14 protein-coding genes are annotated in these 16018 nt (G+C 36.2%); 11 read left to right on the forward strand and 3 right to left on the reverse strand.

The annotated features are described in order from the left end of the window. The first annotated feature begins 282 nt into the window (after window positions 1–282). The 7 genes from ntdP (at window position 283) to EKG35_RS18045 (ending at window position 8993) form a co-directional block, all read left to right on the forward strand. Window positions 283–831 carry a nucleoside tri-diphosphate phosphatase gene (gene ntdP / locus EKG35_RS18015; protein WP_126295929.1) on the forward strand — a complete coding sequence of 183 codons (549 nt, stop codon included), beginning with the start codon at window positions 283–285 and terminating at the stop codon, window positions 829–831. Between the two features lie 413 nt (window positions 832–1244). Continuing rightward, the gene (locus EKG35_RS18020) at window positions 1245–2987 is read left to right on the forward strand and encodes an ABC transporter ATP-binding protein (RefSeq protein ID WP_126295930.1); all 1743 of its coding nucleotides are present in this window, start codon (window positions 1245–1247) and stop codon (window positions 2985–2987) included. A 352-nt stretch (window positions 2988–3339) separates the two neighbouring features. Continuing rightward, the gene (locus EKG35_RS18025) at window positions 3340–4359 is read left to right on the forward strand and encodes an ABC transporter ATP-binding protein (protein WP_126295931.1); all 1020 of its coding nucleotides are present in this window, start codon (window positions 3340–3342) and stop codon (window positions 4357–4359) included. Further along, window positions 4331–5302: an ABC transporter ATP-binding protein gene (locus tag EKG35_RS18030; RefSeq protein WP_126295932.1), complete on the forward strand. Its 972-nt coding sequence runs from the start codon at window positions 4331–4333 to the stop codon at window positions 5300–5302. The genes EKG35_RS18025 and EKG35_RS18030 overlap by 29 nt, the downstream gene beginning before the upstream one ends. Before the next feature lie 38 nt (window positions 5303–5340). Beyond that, a complete protein-coding gene (locus tag EKG35_RS18035) occupies window positions 5341–6966 on the forward strand; it encodes an ABC transporter substrate-binding protein (RefSeq protein WP_126295933.1) in 1626 nt (541 codons plus the stop codon). A 114-nt stretch (window positions 6967–7080) separates the two neighbouring features. Next, entirely contained in the window at window positions 7081–8085 is a 1005-nt protein-coding gene (locus tag EKG35_RS18040; protein ID WP_126295934.1) for an ABC transporter permease, read from the forward strand. 14 nt (window positions 8086–8099) lie between these two features. Then, a complete protein-coding gene (locus EKG35_RS18045; protein WP_126295935.1) occupies window positions 8100–8993 on the forward strand; it encodes an ABC transporter permease in 894 nt (297 codons plus the stop codon). Between the two features lie 263 nt (window positions 8994–9256). Here the strand turns inward: EKG35_RS18045 and EKG35_RS18050 are convergent, their stop codons facing one another. Continuing rightward, the gene (locus EKG35_RS18050) at window positions 9257–10345 is read right to left on the reverse strand and encodes an FUSC family protein (RefSeq protein ID WP_126295936.1); all 1089 of its coding nucleotides are present in this window, start codon (window positions 10343–10345) and stop codon (window positions 9257–9259) included. A gap of 184 nt (window positions 10346–10529) precedes the next feature. Then, window positions 10530–11819, reverse strand: a complete 1290-nt coding sequence (locus tag EKG35_RS18055) for a glutamate-1-semialdehyde 2,1-aminomutase (protein WP_126295937.1) — start codon at window positions 11817–11819, stop codon at window positions 10530–10532. Between the two features lie 115 nt (window positions 11820–11934). On the opposite strand from EKG35_RS18055, the gene bcp reads away from it, so the two are divergent. From bcp to perR, 3 genes are all read left to right on the forward strand, one after another. Next, the gene (gene bcp / locus EKG35_RS18060; protein ID WP_126295938.1) at window positions 11935–12408 is read left to right on the forward strand and encodes a thioredoxin-dependent thiol peroxidase; all 474 of its coding nucleotides are present in this window, start codon (window positions 11935–11937) and stop codon (window positions 12406–12408) included. Beyond that, a complete protein-coding gene (locus tag EKG35_RS18065) occupies window positions 12408–13352 on the forward strand; it encodes a D-2-hydroxyacid dehydrogenase (RefSeq protein WP_126295939.1) in 945 nt (314 codons plus the stop codon). Before bcp ends, EKG35_RS18065 begins: the two co-directional genes overlap by 1 nt. 204 nt (window positions 13353–13556) lie before the next feature. Then, window positions 13557–14003, forward strand: coding sequence for a peroxide-responsive transcriptional repressor PerR (perR, locus tag EKG35_RS18070; protein WP_126295940.1), 447 nt, complete (start codon window positions 13557–13559; stop codon window positions 14001–14003). 145 nt (window positions 14004–14148) lie between these two features. Here perR and EKG35_RS18075 read toward each other — a convergent pair whose 3' ends face one another. Then, window positions 14149–14499 carry a YgzB family protein gene (locus tag EKG35_RS18075; protein WP_126295941.1) on the reverse strand — a complete coding sequence of 117 codons (351 nt, stop codon included), beginning with the start codon at window positions 14497–14499 and terminating at the stop codon, window positions 14149–14151. A gap of 187 nt (window positions 14500–14686) precedes the next feature. Here EKG35_RS18075 and EKG35_RS18080 point away from each other — a divergent pair, with 187 nt between their 5' ends. Further along, on the forward strand, window positions 14687–15583 hold the full coding sequence (locus EKG35_RS18080) for a nucleotidyltransferase-like protein (protein ID WP_126295942.1): 897 nt from the start codon (window positions 14687–14689) through the stop codon (window positions 15581–15583). The last annotated feature ends 435 nt before the right edge of the window (window positions 15584–16018 follow it).

Here is a 16018-nt window from a genome sequence, read left to right on the forward strand (position 1 = left end):
TATAATACTCGAAGAGTGTTTTTACCCCAAATAAGTCGGTTAAATACCCAATAATCTATTAAAATTACAAAAGACCTTCAGAATAAGCCCATTCTGAAGGTCTTTTGTCAACAACCTGAGGTATAGACATTATGTCTATACCTTAATTTTTTAATAAGCCAATTTTTGTTAATCGATATAAAAATTATGTTCTTTCTAGCTACAAGTTTTTGTAATGCATTGCTATAATATACCTAATAAGTTGCTACATGATTATAGCATAGACGAAAAGGTGGGCTTTATATGGCAATACCAAATGAAGGAGATACGATACAAATACATAGTTATAAGCACAATGGTCGCATCCACCGTGTCTGGCAGGAAACAATGGTCTTAAAAGGCACGAAAAACATATTTATAGGTGCAAATGAACGTACACTTGTTACAGAATCAGACGGGCGAACATGGCTAACAAGGGAACCCTCTATTTGCTACTTTCATGCTGAGCATTGGTTTAATATCATTTGTATGCTGCGTGAAGATGGAGTGTATTACTACTGCAACATGAGCTCTCCATACGTCTTCGATAATAATGCAATTAAATATATTGATTACGACCTTGATATAAAAGTTTTTCCTGATATGACTTATACAGTGCTTGATGAAGATGAATATGAGCAACATAAAAAAGAAATGGGCTATCCAGAAGTTATTGATAAAATTTTAAAACGAAATGTAAATAAATTAATTAGTTGGATAAAACAAAAAAGAGGTCCGTTTGCGCCCGATTTTATAGAGGTATGGACGAATCGATACCTATTTAATAAAGAAATGCAATCGAATAAAAAATAATTTTTATGCAGTGGAAGTACAATACGTTCGCTGCATCAAAGCCTCTGGGATAACACGAATTTTTGAAAGGCGCCAATAATAAGCAGTGTAGCTTCTTCGTGTCCCCTGCACAAACGGTTAACTGACCAACACCGTGTTGGTCTAGGCTTGAAAAATCCGGACGCTGGTGAGGCGTTACTGAAATAAAGTCGTCTGATTTAAATAGACGACTTTTTTTATGTTATTGTAGATAAAGTGGCGAAATAGTGGAGTGTGCCTCTTATCCACAGGGGGTACTATAGTTTATGCGTTTATAATCTAATGCTTTAGCTTACACGTTGTCCGTGGCTAGTACGAATATATTAAGTAGTTTTTTGAATAATGTTACATATTTTATCTAATATCTCTAGATTAAAGGAAGTGTTATAAATAAATTGGGTAGTATAAAACGTTACATGCGCTTTGTGAAACCATACCGATGGGAAATTATATTAACCATCATTATTGGTATTTTAAAATTTGCAATTCCACTTTTTATTCCTATTTTAATAAAAATCGTCATTGATCATATTATCGATACAGACATGACAAATAGTGAAAAAATCCAACAATTATTTTTCTGGCTAGGTGGAACTGTCATATTATTCTTCATTATTCGTCCGCCAATTGAATATTATCGTCAATATTTTGCACAGCATGTCGGCAACAAAGTACTGTTTGATATAAGACAAGAACTATTCGGCCACTTACAAAAGCTAAGCTTAAAATATTATGCTAATACTCGTGCTGGTGAAGTTATTTCCCGTGTTATTAACGATGTAGAACAAACGAAAAATTTCATTATGATTGGCTTAATGAATTTATGGTTGGATGTTGCCACAATTCTAATTGCAATCGGGATAATGCTTGCAATGGATGTAAAGCTAACTTTAGTTTCTATCATTGCATTGCCGTTTTTTGCTATCAGTGTTAAGTACTTCTTTGGCAGACTTCGGGATTTAACAAGAAAACGATCCCAAGCGTTAGCTCATGTCCAAAGTTATTTACATGAACGAGTTAGCGGAATAAGCATTATTAAAAGTTTTACACTTGAAAAACATGAACAAAAGATTTTTGATGGTGAAAATGGTGAATTTCTCGATCGCGCACTCGATCATACAAAGTGGAATGCAAAGTCCTTTGCTGTCGTAAATACGATTACGGATATAGCTCCACTATTAGTGATAGGATATGCAGGATATCGTGTAATAAATGGGGATTTATCAGTTGGTACAATGGCAGCTTTCTACGCTTATATTGAACGGTTGTATAGCCCATTACGCAGATTAGTCAATTCTTCCACAACGCTAACTCAATCCATTGCATCGATGGACCGAATGTTCGAATTAATGGATGAAGATTATGATGTTCAAGATAAACCATACGCCAAAAGTTTGCCACCTGTTGAAGGACGTGTTTCTTTTGAAAATGTTGATTTTCAATATGAAAAAGATGGAAAGTTAATTTTAAATCAAATTAATTTTAATATTAACCCAGGAGAAACTGCTGCTTTTGTAGGGATGAGCGGTGGTGGGAAATCAATCATCGTAAGCTTAATCCCTCGTTTCTATGATGCTACGAGCGGTACGGTTAAAATTGATGGAATCAATATTAAAGATGTTACGATAAATTCATTGCGCTCCCAAATTGGAATCGTGCTCCAGGATAATATTTTATTTTCTGATTCCGTTAAGCAAAATATATTAATGGGAAAACCAGATGCAACTGATGAAGAAGTAATTGCTGCTGCAAAAGCAGCTAATGCACACGAATTTATCATGACGCTTCCACAAGGGTATGATACAAAAGTTGGCGAGCGAGGCGTAAAACTTTCAGGTGGTCAAAAACAGCGTGTAGCAATTGCGAGAGTATTTTTAAAAAATCCACCGATTTTAGTTTTAGATGAAGCTACTTCGGCACTTGATCTAGAAAGTGAAGCGTTAATTCAGGATTCATTGGATAGACTGGCAAGTGATCGTACAACGATTATCATTGCCCATAGATTATCAACAATTACTCATGCAGATAAAATATTTGTTATAGACCATGGAAAATTAGTTGAAGAAGGTACTCATGAATCATTAATGGAGAAAAAAGAAGTATACTTTGACCTATTCCAAATACAAAAATTGGACTAAAAACTTAACGACAATAAAATGCCTAGTAAGTCAGTATTCGACTTGCTAGGTTTTTTGTTTTTTAAATAAATATTTGATGCTTATGAAGGCTTCAACTCTTAAATAAGCAACAAAACTTTTATTTTTTTATCAAATTAATTGATTAGAAGATTAACGCGTTAAAGCGACGTAGATGTAAATTCCTGTCGAAGAAATTCTGTTGATGAAGCTGTATAACTTACAGTATCTTAGCATAAAAAAATATGATTAATAGATTTCGAATCTATCATTTTCTTGTACGAAGTAGAAATTAATGGAAAGAAAGAGTTGTTTCAAATTTGTATTAAAAGACATACAAGTAAGGGGGCATTAGATGGAGCGAAAAAAACTACTAAAAGTAAATGACTTAGAAACTACCTTTTTCACAGATGACGGAAAAGTGCCTGCCGTTGATCATATTGATTTTCATATTCATGAAGGGGAAATTTTAGGGATTGTTGGAGAATCCGGTTGTGGAAAGAGTGTAACTTCTTTATCCATTATGGGATTAGTCCCATCTCCTCCTGGGGAAATTACATCAGGTCAAATTTTACTTGATGACATTGATTTAACACAGCTAACTGAAAAACAAATGCGTAAAGTTCGAGGAAAGGATGTCGCAATGATTTTCCAAGAACCGATGACATCTTTAAATCCTTTATACACAATAGGAAATCAGTTGATTGAAGCAATTTTAATTCACAACAAAGGCATGAAGAAAAAGCAAGCAGCGAATCAAGCGATTGAAATGCTGAAATTAGTAGGTTTACCAAGAGCGGAGGAACTAATGAAAGACTATCCTCACCAATTATCGGGCGGTATGAGGCAGCGTGTAATGATTGCGATGGCATTACTATGTAATCCAAAATTATTAATTGCCGACGAGCCAACAACTGCTCTAGATGTTACGATACAAGCACAAATTTTAAAGCTAATGAAAGAATTAAATAAACAATTTAAAACTGCTGTATTACTCATTACCCATGATTTAGGAGTAGTTGCTGAAACGTGTGAACGGGTAATTGTTATGTATGCAGGTCAAATTGTAGAAGAAGCTACTGTAGCTGATATATTTAAAAATCCTCAACATCCATATACAAAAGGATTAATTCAATCCGTTCCAGATATGCGTTATAAAAAGGAAAACTTATATTCAATTCCAGGCAATGTACCAAAACCAGGTTCCATTCAACAAGGATGTCGTTTTGCACCTCGCTGCGAGTTTGCAAGTGACCGTTGTGTAACTGAAAATCCGCCATTGTATGAATCTTCTAAAGCTCACAAAGCGAGATGCTTCTTGTTAGAGGAGAAAGGAGGGGTTGGTATTGTCGAACGTACTGTTGAAAGTCGATAACTTAAAAAAATACTTCCCAAAACGATCTGGGGCTGTAGGTAAAAAGCATGGTGAAGTAAAAGCAGTGGATGATGTTTCTTTTGAGGTAAATGAGGGAGAAACTCTTGGAATAGTCGGAGAATCCGGTTGTGGAAAATCGACAACTGGAAGAATGATTATGCGTCTTTTAGAGCCCACAGAAGGATCGATTAAGTTTGATGGTATTGAGCTTTCCACATTATCAAATAAGGACATGAGGAAGGCGCGGCGAGACATTCAAATGGTTTTTCAAGATCCATACGCCTCTTTAAATCCAAGACATACAGTTAAAAAGATATTAGAAGAACCGCTTATTGTTCATGGTATTGGAAGCTCAGCGGAGCGTAAAGAAATGGTTGAAGAGTATTTAGAAATTGTTGGATTAAGTGCTTATCACGCAAGGAGATTTCCACATCAATTTAGCGGAGGTCAGCGCCAACGTATCGGCATTGCCAGAGCTTTAATGACAAATCCGAAGTTAATTATTGCAGATGAGCCTGTATCAGCTCTTGATGTATCTATTCAAGCTCAAGTATTGAATCTAATGCAAAAACTACAGGAAGACTTAAAGCTTACTTATATTTTTATCGCCCATGACTTGGGTGTTGTTCGCCATATTAGCGATAGAGTCGGAGTGATGTATTTAGGTAGATTAGTAGAATTGGCAGATAGTGAATCTTTATATGCTGAACCACTTCATCCATACACACAAGCATTACTATCTTCTGTACCAGTACCTGATCCAACATATGAGAGAGAAAAGGTAATTATTACTGGAGATGTTGCAAATTCAGTTCCAGATGCGGGTTGTGCATTTCATACTAGATGTCCATACGCAACGATTACCTGCAAAATGAATGTTCCGAATTTAGTAGAAGTTAAAAAAGGTCATTCTGTTGCCTGCCATTTATATGGAGAAGCGTGACAATGACATAGATAAGTTTGAAAAATGGGAGGGTTTTTATGAGAAAAATCAAGTTTTGGACATTGGGACTATTTTTACTTCTGGTCCTTTCGGTTTTTTTAGCTGCATGTAGTGGTGATGAAAATACTGCTGAAGAACCTGCAGAAACAACTGATGATCCGGCTACGGAAGAACCAGCAGAGGAAGTGCCTCAAGTATTAGTATTTGGTCGTGGTGGAGATTCCGTTTCACTTGACCCAGCAATCGTTACAGATGGTGAATCATTTAAAGTAACAGAAAATATTTATGAAACATTATTAAACTTTGGAGAACAAGATACTACAATTCATCCAGGGTTGGCTAAGGAATGGAAAGTAAGTGAAGATGGTCTAACCTATACGTTCCAATTACAGGAAGGAGTGAAATTCCACGATGGAACTGATTTCAATGCTGAAGCAGTTGTTAAAAATGTTGAGCGTTGGAAAGGTGGGGCTGAAGAGAAGTTTTATTACTTCAACTCTATGTTTAAAGCAGAAGGCGAAGATGTGATTGAAAGTGTAACTGCTGTCAATGATTATACAGTTGAATTTAAATTAACTCGCCCTCAAGCACCATTCCTTAAAAATCTTGCAATGAGTCCATTTGGAATTGCTTCACCAACTGCATTTGAAAAAGATGGCGACGCTTTTGGAGATAATCCAGTTGGTACAGGACCATTTAAATTTGTTGAATGGAAACGAAACGATTCAATTACAGTCGAAAAGAACGAAGATTACTGGCAAGAAGGTCTTCCAAAGTTAGATAAAATTATTTTCCGAGCAATACCTGATAACTCTGCACGTTTAAATGAACTAATCACTGGAGGAATCGATTTAGCAGACGGAATTAATCCATCTGACGGAGCATCAGTTGAATCGAATCCAGATTTACAATTAATTGAACGTCCTTCAATGAATGTTGGATATCTCGGTTTAACTAACACTCGTCCACCATTTGATAATAAGCTAGTTCGTCAGGCAGTTAACTATGCAATTGACAAACAAACAATTGTGGATGCTTTCTTTGAAGGGCGCGCTGAAGTAGCGGTCAACCCAATGCCATCATCAATTAGTGGATATAATGATGAAATTGAAGGATATCCATATGATCCAGAAAAAGCGAAAGAATTGTTAGCTGAAGCTGGCTACGATGGCTCTGAAATCGAGCTATGGGCAATGCCAGTTCCACGTCCATATATGCCGGATGGACAAAAGGTAGCTGAAGCAATTCAGAAGAACTTGGCTGACGTTGGAATTCCTTCAAAAATTGTTACGTATGAATGGGCAACTTATTTAGAAAAAGCAAACAACGGTGAGGCAGATGCATTCTTATTAGGCTGGACAGGCGACAATGGTGATGCAGATAACTTCCTATATACATTGCTTGATAAAGATACTATCGGCAGTAACAACTATACCTATTATTCAAATGATGAGACGCATGATTTGTTAATTGCAGCTCAATCAGAGGTAGATGAAGAAAAACGTAATGAATTATATAAACAAGCGCAAGCAATTATTCATGAGGATGCTCCATGGGTACCATTAGCACACTCAACACCATTACTTGCAGCGAAAAAAGGTGTAACAGGCTACTTGCCGCACCCGACAGGATCTGAAAGTTTAGTAAACGTATATATGCAATAAAATTTAGTGTACCTGGACGCACAAATTTATTTTTTAGTGTGCCAGGTACACATGCAATTATAAATACTCCATTTTTTTCGTATCCTGGTACATTCTGATGAAAGAGGTGAAAGTATGCTTCACTACATAGGGAGAAGAATTCTTCATTTAATACCTGTGTTGCTAGGAATGACGTTTATTGTTTTTTTTATCATTCGTGCGATACCCGGTGATCCTGCACAAGTAATTTTAGGCCAACAAGCTACAGAGGAATCAATTGCGGCCCTTCGCCAAAAATTAGGACTTGATCAAGCGTGGTATATTCAATATTTCGATTACTTAAAAGGCTTATTAACAGGTGATTTAGGAGAGTCGCTTCGAACGAGGCAGCCGATTTCAACTGAAATTTGGCCATATTTAGCTGCAACGATTGAATTAGCCATATTTGCAATGATAATAGCTATAGTAATTGGCATGAATGCTGGGATAATTTCTGCTTGGTTCCAAAATTCTTGGTTTGATTATATCGCAATGGTTGTCGCTTTAATTGGTGTGTCAATGCCAATCTTTTGGCTCGGTCTAATGGAGCAATGGACGTTTAGCATTAACTTAGGGTGGTTACCTACTTCAGGACGTGAAGAGGTGAGAGATCCTGTCAATGCTATAACCCATTTTTATTTAATTGATACATTGATTCAAGGTAGATATGACCAATTTTTAACAACATTGAAACATTTAATATTGCCTGGAATTGCCCTTGCCACTATACCGATGGCGATTATAGCAAGAATGACGCGGTCTTCCATGTTAGAAGTTATGCGTTCAGATTATATTCGTACAGCTCGTGCGAAAGGTCAAAAAATGGTGAAAGTTATTTATAAGCATGCTTTAAAAAATGCATTGATACCTATTTTAACTGTAATTGGTTTACAAACTGGCTTACTTTTAGGCGGAGCTATCTTAACCGAAACTATTTTCAGCTGGCCGGGCATTGGGCGTTATATATATGAAGCTATTGGTTTCCGTGATTATACCGTGATTCAATCGGGAATCTTAGTCGTTGCATTTATGTTTGTCATGATTAATCTTATTGTAGATATTTTATACACTGTAATTGATTCAAGGATTAAATATAACTAGGAGGGGAACTAAACATGTCTGAATTGGTCTCAAAATCTATTGATATGACATCGAAACCAGAAAAAGCTGTTGGACCATGGAAAGAGGCTTGGCGCAGCTTTAAGAAAAGCAAGTCTGCACTCGTTGGAACAGGTATTGTTTTATTTTTCATCCTGCTAGCTATATTCGGTCCCTTGATTGCACCTCAGGGAATAAATGATCAAGACTTTAGTGTTAGATTAGCACCGCCATCTAGTGAATTTTGGTTTGGAACAGATGATTTTGGACGAGATATTTTCTCGCGTATTATTCATGGGGCTAGAATTTCATTGTATGTAGGATTTTCAGCCGTTGTTCTATCGGCAATTGTTGGTTGTTTTTTAGGGATTATTGCAGGATATTACGGACGTTGGATTGATACAATTATTTCAAGAATATTTGATATTATGCTTGCTTTTCCAAGCATTTTATTAGCAATTGCAGTTGTATCTATCTTAGGTCCGTCTCTACAAAATGCATTAATTGCAATCGCTATTATAAATGTTCCGAATTTCGGACGATTAATTCGTTCGAAAGTGTTAAGTGTAAAAGAAGAGGAATATATTGTTTCTGCAAAAGCGATTGGTATGAAGGATTCCCGAATTTTGTGGCGACATATATTACCGAATTCATTTTCACCAGTAATTGTTCAAGGATCGCTTGCGATTGCAACAGCGATTATTGAGGCGGCAGCACTAGGATTTTTAGGGTTAGGCGCGGAAGCACCAAAACCAGAGTGGGGGAAAATGCTGTCTGATGCACGGGTTCATTTAATGACTGCACCATGGACAATGATATTTCCCGGAATCGCAATTATGTTAACAGTACTTGGATTTAATCTAATGGGTGACGGCTTGCGAGATGCACTCGACCCAAAAATGAAAAATTAATCAGAAAAGCGGAGCAGGCTCGTTTAACTCCGAAATGCGCTGGAGACTCCGACAAGAAGGCGCTTTTTGCCTTCGAAGGAGGAGTTGAAGCGCACGAGGAGTTAGCCTGCGCAGCTAGACAATCAGAAAAGCGGAGCAGGCTCGTTTAACTCCGAAATGCGCTGGAGACGAACCGAAGAAACAGGGAGTCTAGCAACCACGAAAATAATAAAAGGTTGAGGTTTCACTAAAATTGTGATACCTCAACCTTTTTTCTTAATACGTTAATAAAAGCCTTCTTCTAAATTTGTATTTTTCTCGTTGCTATGATAGCTCCTATAGGAAACGATCAATGTATCAAGATGCTCTAAATTTTCTTCGTAATCTAAAAGTCTAGAGAAAATATAGAATAAATGATAACTTGAAAATTCTTCTTCTCCCTCACGATTTTGTTCAAAAGCAATTTGTTGTATTAGCTGCTCCATTACACCAGCGTATTTGTTTTCTGCTTCGTTTACCCATTTTGAATGTTCTGGGCGTAGTTTGCCAGTAAATTTTAACAGCAATTGCTCGTGGAAAGTTAAGAGAAAATCTAGACGTTCCTGTACCATTATCCGAAACTGATCAGGTAAATTTGCAATTTCATTTTCGTGTTTATGCAGACGATACAACAGCTCTAAGCTTTTCTTCGTTGTTGTAATCATTTGGCGATAAATAACTAGTTTACGTGCCTGTATAAATCGTTTGCTTTTTGTATAGTGCCGTTCTTCCTTGTAAAAACCGTACATAGTTTCTACTCCAGACAGGCGTGATTCGAATTTATTTAATGCCGTTTTCGTTGATGTATGTTCAGACGCTTGCCTTGCCGCTAGTCGTGTCCAACGAATTATATCATCCTGCAATGAATCAATCATCGTGAATAATTTAATTTCGTAGCGCGGCGGAAGGAACACTAAATTAACAATAAATGCTGCGAATACCCCGACCATAACTGTTGCAAAACGAATAATAGCGAACTCTAAAAAATCTTCTCCTTCAAAAATCATGATGGCAACAACCGTAACAAGTGCAAGAGACATAGAGCTATCCAATTTGAATTTTCGCATCAAACCTATCACAATAATCGCTGCTATCCCAATTGCGACAATATGATGTCCGAATATTAAACCGAATAACACAGCAACTGTTGCACCAATAAAGTTCCCTTGAATCTGTTCAATTATTGATAAATAAGAACGGTAAATTGATGGCTGTATTGCAAAAATTGCAGCAATACCAGCAAAAACAGGTGAAGGTAAGTTAAGTAATTCTGCAAGAAAAAGTGCAAAAACAATAGCGACACCTGTTTTTAAAACACGGGCACCTAATTGCATAAAAAAATAAGCCCTCTCTTTCAAAATCAAAGTATTGGAAATCACATTACTTTACCTAATTTTTTCACCGTGGTCAACCGAATTCTTTATTAAGGGATAAAAAATTTGAATTGCTGTTAAATCCGCACTTTCAAAGTCGCTTTACATCTGCTTGTCTTGCTAGTAAATGTATTCTATAACAAATTTATTTAAGCTTTGAAAATGCATAGTCAACTGCTGCAATGGTTTCTAAAATATCTTCTTCTTTATGTTCAGTTGTTAAGAACCAAGCCTCGTATTTTGAAGGAGCCAGGTTTACTCCTTTTTCAAGCATTAATTTAAAGAAGCGTCCAAACATTTCACCATCTGAGTTTTCAGCCTGTTCGTAGTTTTCAACTTTTTCGTCTGTAAAGTAAACTGTTAAAGCTCCTTTTAATCGATTAACTGTAATCGTAACGCCATGTTTTTCAGCTGCTTCTAAAATGCCTTTTTCAAGGATAGCGCCAAGTCGATCCATTTCCTCATAAACACCCGGTTGTTTTAATACTTCAAGACATGCAATTCCTGCTAACATGGACGCTGGATTTCCTGCCATTGTTCCCGCCTGATATGCTGGTCCAAGTGGTGCAACTGTTTCCATAATCTCCTTGCGACCACCATATGCACCAATTGGCAGACCGCCGCCGATAATTTTACCCATTGCTGTTAAATCTGGAGTTAAGCCGAGTAAATCTTGTGCAGCTCCGTAATGGAAACGGAAAGCGGTAATTACTTCATCATGAATAGTTAATGCACCTTTTTCTTTTGCAACCTCATGTACATATTGAAGGAATCCAGGCTTTGGCTCTACAATTCCGAAGTTCCCTACGATTGGTTCGATTAAAATAGCTGCAACTTCATTGCCCCATTTATCCATTGCAAGTTTGAATTGTTCTTTATTGTTAAATGGTACTGTAATAACCTCTGTTGCTACAGCTATGGGCACACCAGCCGAGTCAGGAGAGCCTAATGTAGCTGGACCCGAACCAGCGGCAACTAAAACTTGGTCGAAATGGCCGTGGTAGCAGCCAGCAAATTTGATGATTTTTGTACGATCTGTATATGCACGTGCAACACGAACTGTTGTCATTACTGCTTCAGTTCCTGAGTTTGTGAATCGAACCTTATCTAATGAAGGGATTGCTTCTTTTAACATTTTGGCAAATTTTACTTCATGTTCAGTTGGTGTACCAAATAATACGCCAGTTTCTGCAGCATGAGAGATTGCTTGCGCAATATGTGGATGACCAAAGCCTGTAATAATTGGTCCATAAGCTGCTAAATAGTCTATGTAACGATTTCCGTCTACATCCCAAAAATATGGTCCTTTTCCTTTTGCCATAACAACTGGTGCTCCGCCGCCAACAGCTTTATACGAACGTGATGGGCTATTTACCCCACCAACGATATGCTCCTGTGCTTCTTTATAAATTTCTTCGGATTTTAAATGGTTCATCAAAATGCCTCCTATCTATTTTCACATCTATTGTAGCCCTATTTCAAAGGAAATCCAAAGAATTTGAAACTACTTTGTTTGTTCTGTACGATAGAAATAAAGGGGAGGAATAAATATGGATTCTTTAGTAAATATGGAAGCACCGAATTTTACACTAATAAATGAAAAAGAAGAAGAAGTTAGCTTAAGTGATTTTAGAGGGAAAAAGGTTGTTCTTTATTTTTATCCAAAAGACATGACGCCGGGCTGTACAACTGAAGCCTGTGATTTTAGAGACCACTACCAATCATTTGAGGATTTAAACGCAGTAATTTTAGGGATAAGCGGCGATACAGCAGACAAGCACACAAAGTTTATCGAAAAATATGGACTTCCTTTCTCATTGCTGGTTGATGATACCCATGAAGTAGCCGAAAAATATGGTGTTTGGGTATTGAAGAAAATGTATGGACGTGAATTTATGGGAATCGAACGCTCTACATTTTTAATTAATGAAGACGGAATTGTAGAAAAAGAATGGCGCAAGGTAAAGGTGAAAAATCATATAGAAGAAGTGTTAACGTATTTAAAGGAAGGGGGAAATGAATAATGAGAATTTACTTTACATTTGACCCTAGACCAGACTTGAAAGAACCTTTAGTAAAACAATTCCCACATGTAGAATTCATTTTCCATGCTCGTTTAGATGAAGAAGAGCTAGAAAAGGCAGATGTATTAGTAACATATGGAGAAGATTTAAATGATTCTCGAATTGAGATCGCTAAAAATTTAAAATGGATTTTTGTTGCATCTGCAGGAATTGAAAAAATGCCAGCAAAAGCTATTGCAGAGCGGAATATTTTAGTTTCTAATGTCCGCGGTATTCATAAAACACCAATGGCAGAATCTATTCTTGCACATATTTTATCATTGAAGCGGGCATTACCGTTTATTTATGAAAATAAACGTAATAAAGTATGGGATAAAAAAGCGCAACTTTCTGAACTGAATGGCAGCACAGCCTTAATTATCGGCCCTGGTGCAATAGGCTCTGAGATTGGAAGATTACTGCAGGCATTTGAAGTTTATACAATTGGCTGTAATCGCAGTGGTGAGGATGCACCATTTATGAATGAAACTTATCGTATTGATGAATTGGAATCACAATTACCAAAAGCTCATATTGTTATTTCAATGTTGCCTAGCACTCCGGAGACTAAACATTTAATAAAATTGGATCATTTCAAGTTAATGAGAGATGATGCAATTTTTATGAATTTTGGAAGAGGTAATGTTGTCAAAACGGATGTATTAATTCAAGCGCTCGAACAAAAACTAATATTCCATGCGGTGCTCGATGTTTTTGAAGAAGAACCACTTCCACTATCCAGCAAGCTGTGGGAAATTGACAACGTAACTATTTCACCTCATTTTTCCAGCCACTCATCCCGTTATGTGGAGCGCAGTTTAGAAATATTTAAACCAAGCTTAGAAAAATGGCTAAATGGTGAAACAGATGTTGAGAATAAGATGAATATTTTGCGTGGTTATTGAGATTCTAATTGATAAAGGAATACGGTCGTACAGGAAATCTTTTTTTCTGATTGTTAAAAATTATTGAATTTTAATGAATATTTGTGGAAAATAAACGTAAAGTAACAGTGTAAAGTAAGGAAGTGTTGACTATATCTTGTTTATTCGCTACACTAATTATAACAATTATAAATTAAGAATCTGTACGAAGAGAGGTGCATGGCGATGTCTGAACTGCATTTAAAAGATGCTCTAGACACGTTAAAGACAACTGGTGTAAGAATTACTCCGCAGCGTCATGCTATTTTGGAATATTTAATTGAATCAATGACACACCCAACTGCAGATGAAATATATAAAGCGCTAGAAGGCAAGTTCCCAAACATGAGTGTTGCTACAGTTTATAATAACTTACGTGTTTTCCGTGAAGCAGGCTTGGTAAAAGAACTTACTTATGGTGATGCAGCAAGTCGATTTGATTTTGTAACGAATGATCACTACCATATGATTTGTCAATGCTGTGGTAAGATCGTTGATTTCCATTATCCAGGCTTAAACGAAGTGGAGCAATTTGCATCACATGTAACTGGCTACAAAGTACACTCACATCGCCTTGAAGTGTATGGTACATGTCAAGATTGTCTTGAAAACGTTGAAAAACAAGTTTTATAGTAAAAGTTGCCTAGTAGCTAAATGTTACTAGGTTTTATTTTTCACGAAGCTTATATAACGTTTAACTTCTAAAAAAAAGGTCGCTTACATGAACTACCCATTATTACCTTTGAAAAGGGGTAGTTCTAATAAGTCGACCTCTCTTTTATTTACTTTTCTTATTATATGCTTCGTTAAATTCTTGTCCTTCAAGTGTAGGATCTAATGTAAGCGGCTCGTTACAATACATACACATATCTACTCGACCAAGAACTTTTGTGTGTTTCCCGCAATTTGGACAGACAACTTGAACAGCTCTTGTGGATAATAAGCCAATCCATGCATAGACAACGGTACTACCGATAATACAAAGTAAACCTAACGTCATAAAGATTAAAACTAAAATTTGATTTTCTCGGAAGAAAATTGCACCATACATAATAACAAAGCCAATAAAAATTAACGAAAGTGCAAACGATCGGATTTTATTTATTTTATTTTTATATTTTTTTGCCATTTTTTTCTGCCTCCCAATCTAGATTCTACTATAACATAGAACGTTTTTATTTGAGGATAGGAAAGTGTAATTAAAACAAAATAAACAACAATTCGTTTCAAATAGAAATAGAATCACGAAATATAAAAGAAGGATTCTAATTGAAGGTGTCGAAAAAATAACGTAATCGTATATTAGGAGGATTAGTATGGAGCACATATTGCGCCCGATTTACCAGGAACGAGCTAGCCAGCCCGAGACCTTAGGTGTTATTTTAGTTACTAAACGTGAAGAGACAAAGAGCATTACAGATACTTTTGATACAGTTTTATTAATCATTGTAAAAGAAGCGGACAAGCCGATTTTCACAAAACATTATACGCATGAAGAGCAAAAGATGACAATGCATGTCCTTACAGAAACGGTATTAAATAAATGGTTATATACTGGATCGAATAGACGAATTGTCGATTGGATTTTCCACGGAAAAGTAATGTTCGATCGCAATGAATATTTACATAAATTAAGATTAAAACTACAAGAATTCCCGTTTTTTGGCCGGAAAATTAAAACTGGTATACAGTTTTCTAAGCTCATCCGCCGTTATTTAGAAGGGAAGGAGTTTTTTAACCGAGGAGATTATTTAGATTCTTATAGTTATGTAGTTGACTCACTGCATCACCTTGCACGGTTATCGGTAATTGATAATGGATTATATCCAGAAGTGACAGTATGGTCTCAAGTAAAAAAGATTGAACCAGCAATTTATAAGTTGTATGAAGAATTAGTTATGAGTACTGAGAGTTTAGAAAAGAGACTTGAGCTTCTATTTTTAGCTATTGAATTCTTAATTAATTCTAGAACACATGACGGGGCCCAACATATATTAGAGGCGATGCTTGAAAAAGAAGTTTGGACAATCCAAGAATTACACAGTCATCATGAATTAAGATATTACTCTACTGATTTAGAAGTATTTATTGAATACTTAATCGAAAAAGAATATATCCATGTTGAACCAGTCGCTGCGAAAAATGAAATGATTTCTCATCGCCACTATAAAATAGATAAGGAATTTGTGAAGTCTGAATATGGCATAGAGTAATCTTCGAATTGAGAAAAGACATCTAAACTGCGGAATTTCGGGGTGATTTAAAACACCTCGAATTTTTTTTAGATAAAGTATTGACTTTATTGTTTGAAGTATAGTATTATTATCAACGTCGCTGAAACAACGCGATAACAAAAATAAAACATAAAGTTTTCTATAAAACAATTTTTTAAAAAAGTTGTTGACAGATAAAAACTGAAATGTTATTATGGAGAAGTCGCTGAAAAATGACGGATAAAAATGAACTTTGAAAACTGAACAACAAAACGTTAATGAAATAAAGTTTTTAGTAGCTGACCCCTGTCGGCGAACGAAACAAAATTTTGGACATCAAATATGATGCCAGTGTAATTTAGAGCTTTTATCAAATTTTCTTTTATGGAGAGTTTGATCCTGGCTCAGGACGAACGCTGGCGGCGTGCCTAATAC

The sequence above is a fragment of the Lysinibacillus telephonicus genome, from assembly GCF_003966145.1.
In the GTDB taxonomy this organism is placed as follows: Bacteria; Bacillota; Bacilli; order Bacillales_A; family Planococcaceae; genus Ureibacillus; species Ureibacillus telephonicus.

What these genes read in the sequence shown, in the direction of transcription:
- EKG35_RS18025 (WP_126295931.1), top strand. Translation starts at nt 3,340, where the DNA reads ATGGAGCGAAAAAAACTACTAAAAGTAAATGACTTAGAAACTACCTTT.
- EKG35_RS18055 (WP_126295937.1), bottom strand. Translation starts at nt 11,819, where the DNA reads ATGAACCATTTAAAATCCGAAGAAATTTATAAAGAAGCACAGGAGCAT.
- EKG35_RS18065 (WP_126295939.1), top strand. Translation starts at nt 12,408, where the DNA reads ATGAGAATTTACTTTACATTTGACCCTAGACCAGACTTGAAAGAACCT.
- EKG35_RS18040 (WP_126295934.1), top strand. Translation starts at nt 7,081, where the DNA reads ATGCTTCACTACATAGGGAGAAGAATTCTTCATTTAATACCTGTGTTG.
- EKG35_RS18080 (WP_126295942.1), top strand. Translation starts at nt 14,687, where the DNA reads ATGGAGCACATATTGCGCCCGATTTACCAGGAACGAGCTAGCCAGCCC.
- ntdP (WP_126295929.1), top strand. Translation starts at nt 283, where the DNA reads ATGGCAATACCAAATGAAGGAGATACGATACAAATACATAGTTATAAG.
- perR (WP_126295940.1), top strand. Translation starts at nt 13,557, where the DNA reads ATGTCTGAACTGCATTTAAAAGATGCTCTAGACACGTTAAAGACAACT.
- EKG35_RS18035 (WP_126295933.1), top strand. Translation starts at nt 5,341, where the DNA reads ATGAGAAAAATCAAGTTTTGGACATTGGGACTATTTTTACTTCTGGTC.
- EKG35_RS18050 (WP_126295936.1), bottom strand. Translation starts at nt 10,345, where the DNA reads ATGCAATTAGGTGCCCGTGTTTTAAAAACAGGTGTCGCTATTGTTTTT.
- bcp (WP_126295938.1), top strand. Translation starts at nt 11,935, where the DNA reads ATGGATTCTTTAGTAAATATGGAAGCACCGAATTTTACACTAATAAAT.
- EKG35_RS18045 (WP_126295935.1), top strand. Translation starts at nt 8,100, where the DNA reads ATGTCTGAATTGGTCTCAAAATCTATTGATATGACATCGAAACCAGAA.
- EKG35_RS18075 (WP_126295941.1), bottom strand. Translation starts at nt 14,499, where the DNA reads ATGGCAAAAAAATATAAAAATAAAATAAATAAAATCCGATCGTTTGCA.